Source organism: Pseudomonas sp. Pse1, assembly GCF_024519635.1.
Lineage (GTDB): Bacteria > Pseudomonadota > Gammaproteobacteria > Pseudomonadales > Pseudomonadaceae > Aquipseudomonas.
Map to the genome: position 1 here is coordinate 189,529 of NZ_JALJRO010000010.1, position 16,989 is coordinate 206,517.

Below are 16,989 nucleotides of genomic sequence, written 5' to 3' on the forward strand. Positions count from 1 at the left end.
GTATGAACGAAGTGTGTGCATCATTAACCCGGCGTGCTTTTATACGAATAGCAGGCGTTGCCAGCGCCGGGTTGTTTACCGGGGCAGGGCGAATCCAGCAATCCCGTGCTGACACCCAGCTTCCTTTGGTTCCGGCAGATAATGCGTCTTCAGCGTTCGCCCAGGATCTGATTAAGGCGGATCAAGGCGTGAATCTCGGCTGGGCGAGCCGATCATTGACGCGGGCCATCGAGAGTGAGACGGATGCTCTTCAATCACAGCATGTTGAAGTGAGGCAGTTTGAGCATTTGATCGAAAAAAAGGCGGCTCATGACAGAGCTGGCTGGAATTGGAGTCACGCGATTCAGGCGGCAATCGACTGCGCGGAAACGCGAGGCCTGATCTGTGTGTTGCCTCCAGGAATGCTTCGACTGACTCAGCCGCTGGAGTTGGGGAGTCATTCGAGATTGTATATTCCTGCGCAAACAACGCTGCTGAAAGACTTTAACAGTCTCGGCACTTTCGCCGGCACGATAAAAAACAAAGGCGACCGCAAGGGCGTTTCCAATGTGCTGGTTTTTGGTGGAGGTGTTATCAAATCCAGGTCCGGGAGAGTGGGCAAACACATTGTGTTTTTTAACAGCAGCCTGGTTTCGGTTGTCAATATCAGGATTCGCAACACGTACTCGGACTGGACGACGAAATTTCAGAACTGCAGCCGCGTACTGATTTACGGCAATGATACCGATGTCGAAAGTACCGAAGTCTTGACGGACGGATGGCATTTTAAAGGTCAGTCCAGGAACATCGTGGTGGCCAACAATCGTGTGCGCACGGGGGATGACTGTATCGCATTCACCCAAGAGGTGCCGGGCGTCGATGAGTCCGGGGATATTGAATACGCCACCGTTGTGAACAACACACTCGATTCTGCGCAGTCGAGTCTGATCAAACTGCATGTGCGCGCAGGCATCAGCAGCGCCATACGGCACATCACTATCAACGGAGTAGAGGGTAAGGTTGGCCGGATCCATCAAGGTGGTTTTGCATTCTATTTTTCGGATGAAGGACTTACCCAAAAAATCTCGGATATCAAGGTCTCCAATCTCATTGGTCGCTGCGAGGAAAATGGCGATTATTGTGCAAGGATGATCAGTTGCAGGGATGTGCAGATCGACAATTTCCAGGCACTCGATGCACAGCGAGGTGTGCTGATCGAAGATTCAAACGGGGTTCGACTGGACAATCTGCAAATCCATAACCTTCGTGGGCAAGGTGTCGATCTGTCATCCGGTGTCACGTTGCAAAACACTGAGCGTTTCTGGATAACCAACCCTATCGTCAAGCGGACCTGGCAGCATGGCATTCAGCTTGGTTCGCCAGGCAAGCCTGCAAGCCAGGGTATGGTTATGGGTGGGTTTTTATCCGAATGCCTGTCTACCGGGCTTAGACTGGCGAACGCCAACGGGGTCAGGGTCGAGGGCGTGAGTTGTTTGAGCAACAAGTACGGAATCGTAGAGGACCGCGGATCTCGTGGAAATCTGATCCTGCGCAACCGCATCAGTCACAACTACGCCGCTCCACTTTCCCTTCGAGGGGAAGGCTCGATAGAAGAGGAGAACACGCTCAACTGATTCTTTCCAACAACTCCGCCGTTTTCGCCTTCATCAATGAGACGTCGCCCCGACTTTCAACGGTCAGCAGCATTTCGTGGTTGTTATCGAGAAGGCCAATCCTGAAACGCCACTCAGCGAACGTCATGCTTAACCCGTCCTTTTCCTCCATGTCCAACACCCCATTAGCGTAAACAGAGCGAAGGTTCTCAAGTACGGTCGACGTACAGCGAACCCTGCATCGGATGTTTCCGGAAGATGGAAAAATGCCGATGCGCTCGACCAGCCATTTGGAGTGGGGCGAGGGGCATTGGGGTTCATAGGATCGCAACCAGGCCATCAATCCACTGCTGCCTTCGGCGCACCTGTGCCCAATAACCCTGTTTCCCGGTGCAATGGAGTCCAATGATTGGCTGGCGAAATCGATCGGTGATCTGGAAGCGTTCATGATGTTCCCTGTCAATGTGGGCCGCGCTGAACTGCCGACCCATAGCCCAAGATCCTTGTTACAGGCCTTTCTTGTACAAATGCTCGTAGCAAAAATTAGTCGCTTCTATATAGCCCTCTGCGCCGCCGCAGTCGAATCGCTGTCCCTTGAACTTATAGGCAAGTACACAGCCTTTTTGCGCCTGCTTCATCAGCGCGTCGGTAATCTGGATTTCGCCACCTTTGCCGGGTTCGGTGTCGGCGATGAGGTCAAAGATATCCGGCGTGAGAATGTAACGGCCAATGATCGCCAGGTTCGATGGCGCGTCCTCCGGTTGGGGCTTCTCGACCATGTGGCTGACACGGAAGAGGTCATCACGAATGGGCTCGCCGGCAATCACGCCATATTTGTGGGTCTGGTCGGCAGGGACTTCCTGAATGGCGACGATGGAGCATCGGAACTGCTTATACAGAGCGATCATCTGCGACAGAACACCTTCTCCTTCCAGGTTCAGGCACAGGTCATCAGCCAGCACCACGGCAAAGGGCTCGTCGCCGATCAAGGGCTGTCCTGACAAAATCGCATGCCCCAAGCCCATCATCTGCACCTGGCGAGTGTAGGAAAAGGTGCAAGCCTCCATCAGCTCTCGTGTGCCAGACAAAAACTTTTCTTTTTCGCTACCGCGAATCTGATGTTCCAGTTCGTAACTGATATCAAAATGATCTTCCAGTGCGCGCTTACCTCGCCCGGTAACGATCGCCATGTGCTGCAACCCCGCAGCCCTGGCTTCCTCCACGCCGTACTGAATCAGAGGCTTATTCACCACAGGCAGCATTTCCTTGGGCATGGCCTTTGTCGCGGGTAGGAAACGTGTGCCGTAGCCGGCTGCGGGAAAGAGGCATTTACGGATCATGTAAGGTCTCTGTTATAAAGTGGATGTTGATAATGTTATTTATATATGGGGAACTGGCGTTTAAATGATTTGATCTGCTCGTCGATTAGATAGCATATTGCGTAAAGTAAAAGCACGCGGAAAATACCAGATGTTAAATTCGGTCTGCTTTCTGTGTGGGCTGTTATTTACTGTCCGTTATTGTAAGTGGACCTGATTCGGATGTTATGGCATTAAATACACCCGTGAATCGCTGTGTGTGATTGTTCACCGTTTATTGTGGCGTACCTTCCAGTTTTCTGAGGTTTGGTAATTGTTCTGAACGCGCAAGCAAGAAGCTCGCGGCGCTCAAGGCCAGGAATTGCCATCTATACGAAGCGTAAAGGGTTGCGGATCCAGGGAGGTTGCCGTGTTAAAGAAAGTTCTGATTGTCTGCATCGGCAATATCTGCCGCAGTCCGACTGCAGAAATACTGTTGCGCGACAGGTTAAAGGGCAGTGACGTCGAGGTCAGGTCGGCAGGTATAGCGGCCTTGGTCGGCGGCTCCATTGAGCCAACCGCGCACAAACTGCTCGCAGAACGCGAGCATCTGGAGATTGATCACAAGGGTAAGCAATTGACCCCTGAATGTGTGAAGTGGGCGGATCTGATTCTGGTGATGGAGCGCAAGCATGTATCTGCGGTGCTGGCCATCGCCCCGGAAGCGCGAGGCAAGGTAGTCCTCTTGGGTAAGTGGCAGGAGGATCGTGAAATCAGTGATCCCTATCGTCAAGGCGAGCCTGCTTTTAAACACGCCATAGCGTTGATCGAAGAAGCGGTAAATGCCTGGGCACAGCGTCTCGTACGCTGCTGACCATTTTCTAGAATTGTTTCAAGGCAAAGAAATCCACTTATGCAGCAACAAGCGCCAGTACTCAATGTTCAGGAAGACAGTAGTAATGAGATTGATCTGCTCGGCCTGGTCGGGACGCTCATCGATCACAAACTATTAATTGCCATGGTGGCAGGTGCATTTATGGTGGCGGGGGCCGCGTATGCTGTTCTTTCGACACCTGTATATAGAGCCAACGCACTGGTGCAAGTGGAAGCCAAAAAGAATGACATGCTCGGCTTTTCCAACATAAGCAGTATGTTGGGACAGGAGTCGCCTTCCGTGACCGAGATTGAGTTGATCAAGTCCCGCTCTGTATTGGGCAAGGCCATTGATAATCTGAATCTGGATGTCGAAGTTGAACCCAATTACTTTCCGGTGATTGGCGCGTTCATCGCTCGTCGTTTCGAACCCGATCGCCCTCAAGAGGTCGCCGCGCCCTGGTTCGGCTTTAACAGTTTCACGTGGGGTGGCGAAGAACTGGTTATTTCCGAGCTGCAGGTTCCACAAGCTTTGCTGGGCGAGCCGATGACGTTTGTTGCAGGTGACAATGGTACCTACACCGTGCTCGATGAGGATGGCAACACGCTCGCCAGCAGCAGTGTTGGCGAAGCCTTCGACCAGGACGGTTTGAAGATCAGTGTCAAAGCCCTCAGCGCCAATCCGGGGGCAGAGTTTACCGTTACTCGCCAGCCGCGTATGGCCACAATCATCGAGTATCAAAAGGTCCTCGATGTATTCGAGCGGGGCAAGGATTCGGGCATCCTTTCCCTTGCTCTGGAGGACACTGATGCCGACCGAGCGATCCGCACGCTTAACGAAATCATAAGGTTGTACGTACGGCAGAATATTGATCGTACGTCAGCAGAGGCGGCTGCCAGCCTGGACTTCCTGAGAGAACAGCTGCCAGTGGTCAAGAGGGATCTGGAGAAAGCCGAGAAAGCGCTGAATGAATACCAGATTCACAGCAAGTCGATTGATATCAGCCTGGAAACCAAAGCCATTCTGGACCAGATTGTTGCACTGGACTCGAGCATTTCGACGTTGAAGCTGCAGCGTGCCGAGATGGATCGTAAGTTTACCGGGCAACATCCAGCGTATCGCGCATTGATGACGCAGCTTGCGGAACTCACTTCCAAGCAAAGCTCCTTAATCAAAAAAGTCGAGGGGCTGCCAGCCACACAGAAAGAGCTGTTCAGTCTTACCCGTGATGTCCAGGTGGGTAACGAAATCTATACCCAACTGCTGAACAAGTCTCAGGAACTGGACGTGATGCGTGCCGGGACCGTGGGTAATGTGCATTTGATCGACGAGGCTGATGTTGATCAAAGTAAACCGGTCAAACCTCAAAAGGCACTGATCGTACTGACCATGACCTTGTTGGGTGCCTTTTTCGCGATTGCACTGGTTTTGCTTCGCAAAGCCCTGAATCGTGGGCTGGAATCACCGGAAGCCATTGAGCAACTTGGGTTGCCGGTTTATGCGTCCATCCCGTACAGCGCCTTGCAGAAAACCGAAGACGATAAGTTGTCGCGTAGTCGGGCAAGTGCGAGCAAGTCGATGCATCTGCTGGCGATGGACCACCCTACGGATCTCGCGATTGAAGCCCTGCGCAGCCTGCGTACCAGCCTGCACTTTGCAACGCTGGAAGCGAAGAATAATCGACTGATGATTTCCGGCCCAAGTCCGGCGGTGGGTAAGACCTTTGTATCGGGAAACCTGGCGGCCGTTATCGCCCAGGCGGGTCGTCGAGTGTTGTTGGTCGACGTGGACATGCGCAAAGGCTACCTGCACAAGATGCTCGGGACAGGTTCGGAGAATGGGCTTTCCGACGTTCTGTCCCGACAATGCTCCCTGGATACGGCTATCCATCCAACGTCCGTCAGTGGATTCGACTTCATTTCCCGGGGACGAATCCCACCCAATCCATCTGAACTTTTGATGAAAGCGAATTTTACAGCGTTCTTGGACGAAGTAAGCAGCCGATACGATCTGGTGATATTGGACACGCCACCCTTACTTGCTGTGACGGATGCTGCGATTGTGGGTCGTCTGTCAGGCACAAACCTTATTGTCACTCGATTTGGCCTGAACCCCGCGCGTGAAATACAACTGACCATGCGTCGTTTCGCGCAGAACGGTATTGAGCTCAAAGGCGCGATATTCAACGGTGTCGAAAAACGCGCATCGGCTTATGGCTACGGTGATTACGGGTATTACCACTACGATTACAAATCCGACAGCGCCTGATTAAGTTGGACGGAGCGGTTTGATCGTCATTTGTCTGTTTAGAATTTTTAATTAGCTCTGAAGCCATTGAAATACCGTTCTCAGGATACTGATGTTAAACCCTGGGGCGGTAGCGTGTGCGGATTTTAGTGATCGGTATTCGGCTGTCCCGGTTGAAATGACTTCAACTCCAATTGCTCTGTAAGAGTGACGGTAATAAGGGTGAGATGATGAAGTATCTAGTGACGGGTGCTGCAGGGTTTATCGGAAGTGCCGTAGCCCATAAGTTGTGTGCTGCAGGGAATGAGGTAGTCGGGATCGACAACTTGAACTCGTACTATGACCCTACACTGAAGAACGCGCGACTCGAGCCTTTGAGGGCTCTGGAAAACTTCACCTTTTTCAAAGCTGATCTCTCCGACGGTAATGCGATTACACACATTTTCCATGAGTATCCATTCGACCGAGTGATTCACCTCGCTGCCCAGGCAGGTGTTAGATATTCGATTGACAACCCGCACGCGTATTTGGACTCCAATATCAACGGATTCCTCAATATCCTTGAAGGTTGCAGGAATAACGGAATAGAGCATCTGGTATACGCCTCCAGCAGTTCAGTGTACGGCACAAGCAATACGACGCCCTACCAGACATCATCGGCGGTCGATCACCCCATCTCATTGTATGCCGCTACGAAAAGATCCAATGAGCTGATGGCTCATACCTATTCACACCTTTTTAATATTCCGGTCACCGGCCTGCGATTCTTCACTGTTTATGGTCCGTGGGGACGGCCCGACATGGCGCCTTTCAAGTTCACGAAATCGATCATCGAGGGCAAGGAAATCGAGGTTTACAACAACGGAAACCTGTCTCGCGACTTTACCTATATCGATGACATCGTTGAATCCATTATTCGCATCCAAGATGTGCTGCCGGTAAGAGACAAGTTTGATATGTCCAGTCCGGATAAGAGCAGCGCGCCGTATAGGGTCTATAACATCGGCAATGGCGCCCCTGTTTCCTTGGCCCGGTTTATCGAAGCCATTGAAAGCAGTGCCGGGAAAAAGGCAATCAAGAAATTCCTGCCTATGCAGCCTGGCGATGTTTATACCACCCACGCGGACACCGACGAGTTGGTCAACGCCATCGGTTACCGACCTGTTGTATCCATCGAAGAGGGAATGCAGCGGTTTGTGCGTTGGTATTCCGATTTTTACGGAAAGCATTAAGTGTTTGCGTTGATTAGAAGCGATATTCGCGCTGTGTATGGTAATGCCGGTTTCAAATCAGTATTGAAGTCACTGTTGAACCCCAGCATCCATGCATCATTACTGGTGAGGCTTGCCGCGTCGAAAAACAAGCTGGTGCATATCTTGAGCAGGAATCTGTTGATTGCCAAGCATTCCATCGATGTTGGCTATGGCGCGTCAATTGAAGCAGGGCTGCATTTGCCACACCCGGTGTCGATAGTCATTGGTTCGGGAAGTGTGATTGGAAAGAATTTAACGCTCTATCAGGGATGCACAATCGGTAACAAGAGAGGGTATCCCACGCTCCAGGATGGCGTGACGATTTACCCGAACTCTGTAGTTGTAGGAAATGTCACGATCGGCGCACATGCAGTGATAGGAGCAAACAGTTTTGTGGATAGAAGCCTACCACCCGAGACGACATACCGCGGTTAGAAGAGCTGTGTTTCTCACATGCTCTGCATTTAATCTGGTGTCGGTGTACTTGGTTATCTACCTCGCCGGAAGGTTGACGGGTAGTCACTATATAACTGAGCAGGGTGTTGTATCAGTGACCTTTTTGTTGACCGGTATTCAAGTGGGCCAGGCTGTGGGGGTGCAGGTCTATGTGTCGAAAACCGCTAGCCCAGGGATAATACTGGCGGTTTGCCTGGGTGTGTTGGTGGCTGCCAGCCAACTACTGACAGGCAGCATGGTGGAAAATTTTATCTTGACCGGTATTGGTGCGATATGCGGTTATTTTCTTTCACATAAAGTGGCCTTTAACCTCACCAGTCAAAACAAATGGAAGTTCCAGGCGCTGACGTCGTTTCGTTACATGACGATCGGTGTCTGCATTTTGATCCTGATATTGACCCGTGCCTTGTCAGTACCGACGTTGATAGTGACCGCGGTGGTGATCACTGGCTTGCTCTCGGTTATTAGTCGTTCGCAAGAGCAGGTTGGTCTGCCTGCGAACCAAAATATTTATTTGGGACTGGCGACGATTTTTTCCGGGATCGCTCTGTCGTTGATATACAGAAACGATATCAATATCGTGCGCGACTTGTATGCAGGTACCGCGGACTTCGAATTGGTTCATAACTTGCTGATAGCCTTCAGTGTCGTGGCGGCAGGGGCGGGTTTTGTCGTCACCAATTTTGTGTACACAAGAATTAATGATGGTGACGGTGCGCTGGGACTGTTCAATTTAAAAACCTTTACCTGTGCTTATGTGCTGCTGGTTATTGCATTCATCCTGGCTTTCAACACATTGTCGCCGCACCTGAAGATTCTGGCATCTGCTGTGATTGCGATCACCTGTCCAGTGTTCTCGGCATTTTTACATCTTAAATCCAAGTCCTACATTGTTTACGTTATTGGGGCGGGTTCGCTGCTAATTGCCATGTTTACATTGCGGCCGTGGCTGAATTTATCACCCCTCGACGCCTTTCTGATTTACAACGTGATGACATTGTCATGCTTGTATTGTGTCAGTGTGTTCTGCATGGTGGGTGACGCGCAATGATATTCGTCGTCCTCCTGGTGATTTCGATTTTTGTCGTGTACATCACCTATGCAACAAAAAAGTCGATAACGTATCTGTGGTTTTCGGTTTTTCTAATTCTTTCTTATTTGGTCGATGGTTATTTCACAGACGATTATCAATATCTGTTTTTCTCTGCGACCTATCCAAAAATGCCAGCGGATTCGGTATCGAATGCCAGTGTCGCCGTCTTTTGTCTACTGACCTTGATGGTCTACAGTTTTTTAACGATATTTTTCAGCAAAAGAACTCGAATACTGGAATCGAGTTTTCAAGTGAGCATCACCGGGAAATTTATCGCGGTCTGTGTGTTGTACACACTTTTTCTGAGTGGCGTGGTAGCGGTCAGCATGCAGAAGTATTCGCTCGCTTCAATGTTGAGCAATAGACAGAGCTTTTTTGAAGATAACCTGCTCGCAGGTATCGCCCTGTACACCGCACCGGCACTGTCGGTCTTATCATTCACCGGGGCCATCTGGTCCAGATCACTTGCCCTTCGGCTGTTTTTCATCGTGGTCTTGATACTGACCTTCTGTGCAAGCCTTATCTCGGGCAGTCGCTCGACCCTGGTCCTGAACTGCATCTTGCCTTGCATATTTTACCTGGTGATACACAACGCTCAGCGTAAAAGGCGGAGCAAGTTAAGCAAGAAAACCATTGTCAAATTGGTGTTGGCCTGCGTTGTCCTATTCAGCCTTTCCACACTGTACCGGGACTTTACGCGGGGCGAACAAGAAGAGCTCAATGTGTTTGTTTCTCCGGACTTTGTAACGTTCGACTCCAGTTCTTTGATTATGCAACAGGATATCGGCCCGGCTCAGACGTATCTGGCGGCCTTTACTTTTTTGATCCCTCGCGTGATTTGGAGCGAAAAGCCCATCTCGGGCAATCGCTACTTCACCCAGGAATTTTTCTATGAACGATTGATTGACAGCGGCGCCGAGATCACCGCGTCATTGATAGGCGAGGCCTATATAAACTTTCGCTGGTTTGGCGTGCTCAGCGCCGGAGGGCTGTTGTTTTGTTTGAGTCAGCTTATTGAAAAGCTGTTTCGGACAGGGGGTATCTACTCTGTGCTGGGTCTGATCTTTCTATTCAGAGGCACCAATATTATTCGTGGAGACTTGCTGAACACCCTGGTTCCGCTGTTCTTCTCGTTTTTTATATTTTATTTGGCCTCGGTGAAAATCGTGCTGTCAAGGAAGCATTCAAGTGTGAGGTATGCCCTATGAGTCCAGAAAAAAAAGTCGAGATTCTTTTTTGTCTCAGGCGCGATGCTCCCGAGAAACCAGGTGGCGACTCAGGCAAGGTCTATAAGTATAAGTCTCACCTTGAGGCCAGGGGCTTTTTGGTCAATGTGGTGACCGATCCTGGTGAATTGGCTATTCGCGACACCACGCCGGATGTCATGCATATGTTCAATATGCAAACACCGTACGAAAACTATCGGTATCTGACCTGGGCACTGAACAGGAAAGTGCCGATCTGCTTTTCGCCCATTCACCATGAAAAGAAATACATGGTGCAGTATTTCAGTGCCGGGCTCCTGGGCAGGTTTTTAAGTTACGACGCGTACCTGATGCTCAGTTCCTTTGCCAAAGAGTTCATTAAGTTCAAGAGTGTCCGTAATGTGCTGGCCTACAGCAGCACGCCATTGGGGATAAACAAGAGGCTGGTCGAGCGTTCGGCGAGAATCTTTCCGTTGTCGGAGAGTGAACTCGGCAACATAAGAACCGACGTCACCGATCGGTTGCCGCCTGACAAGGTAAAAGTCATACCTAACGCATTGACCTTCAGCCATGGTGTCGGCAACCAATCCGCGTCCCGTGACATAGATGTCATGGTGGTCGGGCGCATTGAGCCCAGAAAAAACATTCTGAAGATCGCCAAGGCGTTCAGCGGTACACATTACCGGGTCGTATTCGCGGGTAAAGAAAACACCAATCACGCGAAGTACTGCGAGAAATTCAAGTCAATCGTCGAGGCCAGCCCCAATCTTGAATACCTTGGCGAACTGAAACAGGAACAGCTTGCCTACCATTATAAAAGGTCAAAGATAAACCTATCGAACTCATGGTTTGAGGTGGTTTCTCAAGTGGATCTGGAGGCGACGTCTCTGGGATGCAAGCCCATCGTGTCGGCCGCTTCAGCCTTGTTCGATTACTTCTCGTCGCCGCCCCTCAGACTGGAACCCGACTGTACCCAGGCCGATATTCTTAACTGCGTAAAACTCGCCCTGCAGGATGATTATAAGCCTCGGTTGAAAGACGATTTTTCCAATGACTGGGAAGGTGTCACCAATATCCTGATCAATGAATACAACGCTCTGTTGGGGCGCAAGGACTCGCCAGCATGAAAATTCATGTATCCATTGTCGATTACTTCAAGGCACCGAGGCTGATTGAAAGCCTGAAGGCGCTGGAACGGCAAAGTCTTTTCAGCAGTTGTCAGGTGACTGTTTTCGATAATAGCGTCGACGACGATAACTTTAACCGATTGAATGAATACATCAGTCAGAAAAGTAATATTGCTCTGGTGCGCTCATCGCATAATCGTGGTTACACCAAGGCGACAAATCTTTCCATCGATTTTTCCGCCGATTACATGGTTTTGCTTAATCCTGATCTGATTCTTTCTTCCGACGACTGTATCAAGCAATCCGTAGAGATACTCCAGAAAGAACAAGGCATCGGTATCGTCGGTATCAAGCAAGTGGATGATCGCGGCAATGTCGAACTGGTAGCAAGAACTTACCCGAGTCTCGCCAGCCAGTTTGCCCGACGTGCTCCTCGCGTGTTTGCCAGCTTGTTCAGTGGCGCGCGAGACAGTTACGAATGTACGGAAGTGAATGGCAAGACCTCTGGACTGCACATTGTCGACTGGGTGCAAAGTTCTTACTGGGTGGTAAAAGGCGACGTCTGGAGAGCGTTGAACGGCGTCTGTGAGGACTTTTTCCTGTTCATGTGCGAGCCAGAGTTTTCCCGTCGCGCGAAACAGATGGGCTATCAGACGGCGATCAACTGTGACGCTCATGCGCTTTCCGATGGGATCCGCGCGAGTGCGGGAGGGATCAAGGCTGTCTTCAAGTCGAAGGCATTCCGCAGTCATCTGGTCGACATGACGATTTATTACTTGAAGAGTTTCTCTACTACCAAAAGGACTAATCCATGAAATTAACAGTTTTTGGCACTGGCTATGTCGGTCTGGTTCAGGCAACTGTTCTCGCGGATGCCGGGCACACAGTCTGCTGTGTTGATAAGGACGAAAACAAAGTAGCTAAACTCATCGATGGCATTATTCCAATTTATGAGCCGGGCCTGTCTGCGCTGGTCAAGAAGAACTACGAGGCGGGGCGCCTGATTTTCACTACCGATCCTGCTGAGGGTGTTGAGTTTGCCGAAATTCAGTTCATTGCGGTCGGCACGCCGCCAGGTGAGGATGGTAGCGCCGATCTTCAATACGTTCTGGCGGTAGCGGAAACCATTGCCACGCACATGCGTGATAAAAAACTGGTCATCAACAAGTCCACCGTTCCTGTGGGGACTGCGGACAAGGTCAAACAGCGCATTTCCGAGGTGCTGAGCGCCAAAGAGTGCGCTTTCGACTTTCATGTCGTGTCCAATCCGGAGTTCCTGAAAGAAGGCTCGGCGGTCAGCGACTGCCAGAAGCCGGACCGAATTATCATTGGTACGGACAGCAACTACGTCATCGATATGATGCGCGAGTTGTATGAGCCGTTCAGCCGTAATCACGAAAAAATCATCGTCATGGACGTTCGCAGTGCGGAGTTGACGAAATACACCGCCAACTGCCTGCTCGCCACAAAAATTTCTTTCATGAACGAGATAGCCAATCTTGCCGAGCTGTTGGGAGCAGATATTGAATCTGTTCGTAAAGGTATCGGCGCGGATCCGCGCATTGGTTACCAGTTCATTTACCCGGGTTGTGGCTACGGCGGATCGTGCTTCCCCAAGGACGTGAAAGCCCTGGAGCACAGTGCGCAACAGATGAACTTCGTCCCGCACATTCTCAATGCAGTTGAAACCGTTAACAGGAACCAGAAAAGGAAACTGTTCGAGCACGTCCAGTTCCATTATGGGAAGGATTTGCGCGGCAAAACATTCGCGCTATGGGGCCTGGCGTTTAAACCCAACACCGATGACATGCGCGAAGCCTCAAGCCTGGAGCTCATGAGCTTGCTGTGGGAGGCTGGAGCGAACGTACAAGCTTATGATCCGAAGGCAATGGAAGAGGCGCAGCATCTTTATCCTTCACATCCAAACTTGCGTTTGATGGGGACTAAGGAAGCAGCCCTGCAGGGCGCCGACTGCCTGATTATTGTTACGGAATGGCAAGACTTCAAAGCGCCTGACTTTGAAGTAATCAAGAGGTCGTTGAAAGATCCTGTGATTTTCGATGGGCGCAATATCTTCGATCCCGCCCGTGTGGCCAAGCAAGGCTTCCAGTACTACGGCATTGGTCGCGGCCTGTCGGTACGGCCGGTTATCTAAGGGATGGCCCTGGTCGAGTCGGAATGGCCTGAACGTATCTTTATAGTTCATCAGGATGTGAGTCCATGAAACAACGTATCTTAGTGACCGGTGGCGCAGGGTTCATCGGCTCTGCGGTCATACGGCATCTGCTGCAGAACGGCGACTATACCGTTGGAAATATCGACAAGTTGACTTATGCCGGCAATACCGAGTCTTTGGCGTCGGTCAGCCATTTACCTGGCTACAGTTTCTATCAGGTCGATATATGTGATCGGATGGCGCTGCAGACCGTTTTCGAGCAGTTCCAGCCAGACGCGGTCATGCACCTTGCTGCGGAATCCCATGTCGATCGCTCCATCGATGGCCCGGGTGCATTTATCCAAACCAATATCGTTGGCACCTTCACCTTATTGGAGGTGGCCAAAGCTTATTGGCTAAAACTTGATCCCGAGCGCCGGCAGGACTTCCGCTTTCACCATATATCCACTGATGAAGTGTATGGCGATCTGGAGGGCACTGAGGATCTCTTTACCGAGGAGACACCTTACGCTCCGAGCTCCCCATATTCGGCTTCCAAGGCCGCGTCCGACCATTTGGTCAGGGCCTGGCACAGAACTTACGGGCTGCCGGTCATTGTCACCAACTGCTCCAATAATTACGGTCCCTATCACTTTCCCGAGAAGTTGATCCCCCATGTCATCCTGAACGCGTTACATGGCAAGCCCATCCCCATTTATGGTGACGGCGCTCAAGTGCGTGATTGGTTGTATGTCGAGGATCATGCCCGAGCGTTGGTGGAGGTGGTCAGTCGAGGTGCGGTTGGCGAAACCTACAACATCGGCGGACATAACGAAAAGACCAACCTGCAGGTGGTTGAGACGATTTGTGAGTTGTTGGACGAACTCATCCCGCTGGGTTCAGCTCGCGAGAATGAAGTGCGAGTGTCTTATAAAAAATTCATGACTTTTGTCAAAGACCGGTCCGGCCATGACCGTCGCTACGCCATCGATGCCAGCAAAATAAAGAACCAACTGTCATGGGTACCCAAGGAAACATTCGAAAGCGGAATTCGTAAAACGGTGACCTGGTACTTGAATAATCACCCGTGGTGGGAACAGGTATTGAGCGGGAACTACCGCCTTGGTCGCCTGGGCGTGACCTCTGATATGGCCGATCGCTGACCCTGGGATCAAGGAGCTTTACATGAAAGGTATTATTCTTGCAGGTGGATCCGGTACACGTTTGCACCCGATCACCCGCGGTGTTTCCAAGCAGTTGTTACCCGTCTACGATAAACCGATGATCTATTATCCGTTGTCGGTATTGATGCTGGCAGGCATACGCGAAGTTCTGATTATTTCCACGCCCGAGGACCTGCCCAATTTTCGGAACCTGTTGGGCGACGGTTCGTCTTTCGGTATTGAGCTTCAGTACGCCGAGCAGCCGACTCCAGACGGTCTGGCCCAGGCCTTTATCATCGGCGAATCCTTTATCGGTGACAGTAACGTCGCACTGGTTCTGGGCGATAACATCTTCTATGGGCATGGCTTTAGCGCCAACCTGATCGAAGCAGCCAGTCGCCAGTCCGGTGCGACAGTGTTCGGCTATCACGTAGTTGATCCCGAGCGATTTGGCGTGGTGGAGTTTGATGAGCATGGCAAAGCCATTTCCATCGAGGAAAAGCCCAAACAACCGAAATCCAACTACGCGGTAACCGGCCTTTATTTCTACGATAACGATGTGGTGCAGATCGCCAAGGGAGTGAAGCCTTCCCATCGCGGCGAGTTGGAAATAACCGACATCAACAACGCCTACCTGCAACGCGGCGACTTGCATGTCAGCGTATTGGGCCGCGGCTTTGCCTGGCTCGACACCGGCACCCATGATTCGTTGATGGAGGCCGGGCATTTCGTGCAGACCATCGAATCGCGTCAGGGCTTGAAAGTGGCGTGCCTGGAAGAAGTCGCGTTCAACCAAGGCTGGTTGAGTGCCGCTGAACTGGACAGGTTGGCGACTGCGCTGCACAAGACCGGGTATGGCCAATACCTCGCCGGCTTGTTATCAGCGAGGCCCTGCCAATGAAGGTCATCCAGACGCATTTACCCGGGGTTCTTGTCATTGAGCCCAAAGTGTTTGGCGATGCGCGGGGGTTTTTCGTCGAGTGCTATCAGGCGCCACGCTATCGAGAGATCGGCATTGAGCTGCCCTTTGTCCAGGACAACCATTCGCGGTCTCGCAAAGGCGTACTGCGCGGCCTGCATTTTCAGCGTAAACGGCCACAGGGCAAGCTGGTCCGCGTCACGCGCGGCGCCGTTTACGATGTAGCGGTCGATATCAATCCTGAGTCTCCAACCTGCGGTCAGTTCGTGGGGGTGGAACTCACCGCCGACAATCATCACCAACTGTGGATTCCCCCTGGTTACGCTCACGGATTCTGCGTATTGAGCGATGTCGCGGACTTTCAATACAAATGCACCGATCTTTATGACCCCACGGACGAAGGCGGCCTGATCTGGAACGATCCGGATGTGAAGATTACCTGGCCGATCCAGCAACCCAGTCTTTCGGATAAAGACAAGGCTAACCCAAGCTTGCGCAGCCTGATGGGCAGGGAGTCAGTATGAGAGTGTTGGTGACGGGCGCCCATGGGCAGGTTGGCTACGAACTGCTGCGGCGCGCGCCGGCAGGCTTCACCGTGTTGGGTTATGGTTCGCAGGAGCTTGATGTCTGCGATGCTGCTCAGGTTCAGGCGGTGTTCGATGCAGTCAAGCCTGAGCTGGTCATTAATGCCGCGGCCTATACGGCAGTAGACAAGGCCGAATCTGAAATTGAGCGTGCTTATGCGGTGAACGCTGATGGGGTCGGACTTCTCGCTGCGACGGCGGAAAAACACGGCATCCCGCTGCTGCATATATCCACCGACTACGTGTTCAGCGGTGAGCATGATCGTCCGTACACGCCTGATGATTTTACGCAACCGACCGGCGTCTACGGTTCCAGCAAGCTGGCTGGCGAACATCAATTGGCGCTGAACTGCTCACGCCATATCGTTCTGCGAACCAGCTGGGTGTTCGGTGCCCACGGCAATAACTTCGTCAAAACCATGCTCCGCCTGGGCGCTGAACGGGACAGCCTGTCTGTCGTGGATGACCAGCGTGGCGGGCCCACTTCTGCAGGCAGTATTGCCGATACGCTTTGGTCATTGGCCGCGATCTTCCAGCGGGAAGGGAAACTGGAGTGGGGGGTGTATCACTTCAGTGGCCAGCCCGCCTGCACCTGGTACGACTTTGCCAGGGCAATCTTCAACCAGGCAGTCAGCCTTGGTTTGCTGGAAAAATCCCCTGATGTACAGGCGATATCGACCGCACGCTATCCCACTCCCGCCAAGCGGCCAACCTGGTCGGTGCTCGATTGTACAAAGTTGACGCAGACGCACGGACTTCCCCACCGTCATTGGGAGGATGAGCTTGTGCGGGTGCTGCATCAGTTGAGCGGACGATCAACGGCTGAAAACGCTCAATAAAGTCCGACCATTAATAACAATTGCTTCAGGCGCTCTGCCATTAATTCAGGTGCTGGACGCATTAAGTAGCCACGAAGCCGCTGAGTTTGTTGGAAAAACTGCAGATGTTATAAAAACCATTGCTTCTGGCTTCACCGAAAGCGCTTGGCGAAGTGCTGTGCAATCAGTGGCATAGATGTTTTGT

The 16,989-nt window shown here is 51.6% G+C and carries 16 protein-coding genes; 14 read left to right on the top strand and 2 right to left on the bottom strand.

Translation table 11 applies throughout. The features are described from left to right. The first annotated feature begins 2 nt into the window (after positions 1 to 2). The gene (locus NR126_RS16805; protein ID WP_027617946.1) at positions 3 to 1,613 is read left to right on the top strand and encodes a right-handed parallel beta-helix repeat-containing protein; all 1,611 of its coding nucleotides are present in this window, start codon (positions 3 to 5) and stop codon (positions 1,611 to 1,613) included. Here the strand turns inward: NR126_RS16805 and NR126_RS16810 are convergent. Together NR126_RS16810 and galU are read right to left on the bottom strand one after the other, a co-directional pair. Further along, positions 1,606 to 2,040, bottom strand: coding sequence for a mannose-1-phosphate guanylyltransferase (locus tag NR126_RS16810; protein WP_146118213.1), 435 nt, complete (start codon positions 2,038 to 2,040; stop codon positions 1,606 to 1,608). The genes NR126_RS16805 and NR126_RS16810 overlap by 8 nt on opposite strands. A 58-nt stretch (positions 2,041 to 2,098) precedes the next feature. Next, complete coding sequence (gene galU / locus NR126_RS16815) at positions 2,099 to 2,932, bottom strand: UTP--glucose-1-phosphate uridylyltransferase GalU (RefSeq protein WP_027617944.1); 834 nt, start codon at positions 2,930 to 2,932, stop codon at positions 2,099 to 2,101. Positions 2,933 to 3,320: 388 nt separating this feature from the next. Between galU and NR126_RS16820 the strand changes: the two genes are divergently transcribed. From NR126_RS16820 to rfbD, 13 genes are all read left to right on the top strand, one after another. After that, on the top strand, positions 3,321 to 3,764 hold the full coding sequence (locus tag NR126_RS16820; RefSeq protein ID WP_256830666.1) for a low molecular weight protein-tyrosine-phosphatase: 444 nt from the start codon (positions 3,321 to 3,323) through the stop codon (positions 3,762 to 3,764). 39 nt (positions 3,765 to 3,803) lie between these two features. Further along, positions 3,804 to 6,032 (top strand): polysaccharide biosynthesis tyrosine autokinase, encoded by a 2,229-nt coding sequence (locus NR126_RS16825; protein ID WP_256830668.1) that lies wholly within the window; start codon positions 3,804 to 3,806, stop codon positions 6,030 to 6,032. A gap of 209 nt (positions 6,033 to 6,241) precedes the next feature. After that, positions 6,242 to 7,243: an NAD-dependent epimerase gene (locus tag NR126_RS16830; protein ID WP_027617941.1), complete on the top strand. Its 1,002-nt coding sequence runs from the start codon at positions 6,242 to 6,244 to the stop codon at positions 7,241 to 7,243. Further along, complete coding sequence (locus NR126_RS16835) at positions 7,244 to 7,699, top strand: serine O-acetyltransferase (RefSeq protein ID WP_081786319.1); 456 nt, start codon at positions 7,244 to 7,246, stop codon at positions 7,697 to 7,699. 115 nt (positions 7,700 to 7,814) lie between these two features. After that, a complete protein-coding gene (locus tag NR126_RS16840; protein WP_155953793.1) occupies positions 7,815 to 8,771 on the top strand; it encodes a hypothetical protein in 957 nt (318 codons plus the stop codon). Next, complete coding sequence (locus tag NR126_RS16845; RefSeq protein WP_105754539.1) at positions 8,768 to 10,021, top strand: O-antigen polymerase; 1,254 nt, start codon at positions 8,768 to 8,770, stop codon at positions 10,019 to 10,021. The genes NR126_RS16840 and NR126_RS16845 overlap by 4 nt, the downstream gene beginning before the upstream one ends. Continuing rightward, complete coding sequence (locus tag NR126_RS16850) at positions 10,018 to 11,145, top strand: glycosyltransferase (RefSeq protein WP_105754540.1); 1,128 nt, start codon at positions 10,018 to 10,020, stop codon at positions 11,143 to 11,145. Before NR126_RS16845 ends, NR126_RS16850 begins: the two co-directional genes overlap by 4 nt. Next, entirely contained in the window at positions 11,142 to 11,960 is an 819-nt protein-coding gene (locus NR126_RS16855) for a glycosyltransferase (protein WP_027617937.1), read from the top strand. Before NR126_RS16850 ends, NR126_RS16855 begins: the two co-directional genes overlap by 4 nt. After that, entirely contained in the window at positions 11,957 to 13,300 is a 1,344-nt protein-coding gene (locus NR126_RS16860; RefSeq protein ID WP_027617936.1) for a UDP-glucose/GDP-mannose dehydrogenase family protein, read from the top strand. The genes NR126_RS16855 and NR126_RS16860 overlap by 4 nt, the downstream gene beginning before the upstream one ends. A 65-nt stretch (positions 13,301 to 13,365) precedes the next feature. Beyond that, on the top strand, positions 13,366 to 14,463 hold the full coding sequence (rfbB, locus tag NR126_RS16865) for a dTDP-glucose 4,6-dehydratase (RefSeq protein WP_105754542.1): 1,098 nt from the start codon (positions 13,366 to 13,368) through the stop codon (positions 14,461 to 14,463). 22 nt (positions 14,464 to 14,485) lie between these two features. Next, the gene (gene rfbA, locus NR126_RS16870; RefSeq protein WP_027617934.1) at positions 14,486 to 15,364 is read left to right on the top strand and encodes a glucose-1-phosphate thymidylyltransferase RfbA; all 879 of its coding nucleotides are present in this window, start codon (positions 14,486 to 14,488) and stop codon (positions 15,362 to 15,364) included. Continuing rightward, positions 15,361 to 15,906 (top strand): dTDP-4-dehydrorhamnose 3,5-epimerase, encoded by a 546-nt coding sequence (rfbC, locus tag NR126_RS16875; RefSeq protein WP_027617933.1) that lies wholly within the window; start codon positions 15,361 to 15,363, stop codon positions 15,904 to 15,906. The genes rfbA and rfbC overlap by 4 nt, the downstream gene beginning before the upstream one ends. Continuing rightward, the gene (gene rfbD, locus NR126_RS16880) at positions 15,903 to 16,805 is read left to right on the top strand and encodes a dTDP-4-dehydrorhamnose reductase (RefSeq protein ID WP_256830669.1); all 903 of its coding nucleotides are present in this window, start codon (positions 15,903 to 15,905) and stop codon (positions 16,803 to 16,805) included. The genes rfbC and rfbD overlap by 4 nt, the downstream gene beginning before the upstream one ends. The last annotated feature ends 184 nt before the right edge of the window (positions 16,806 to 16,989 follow it).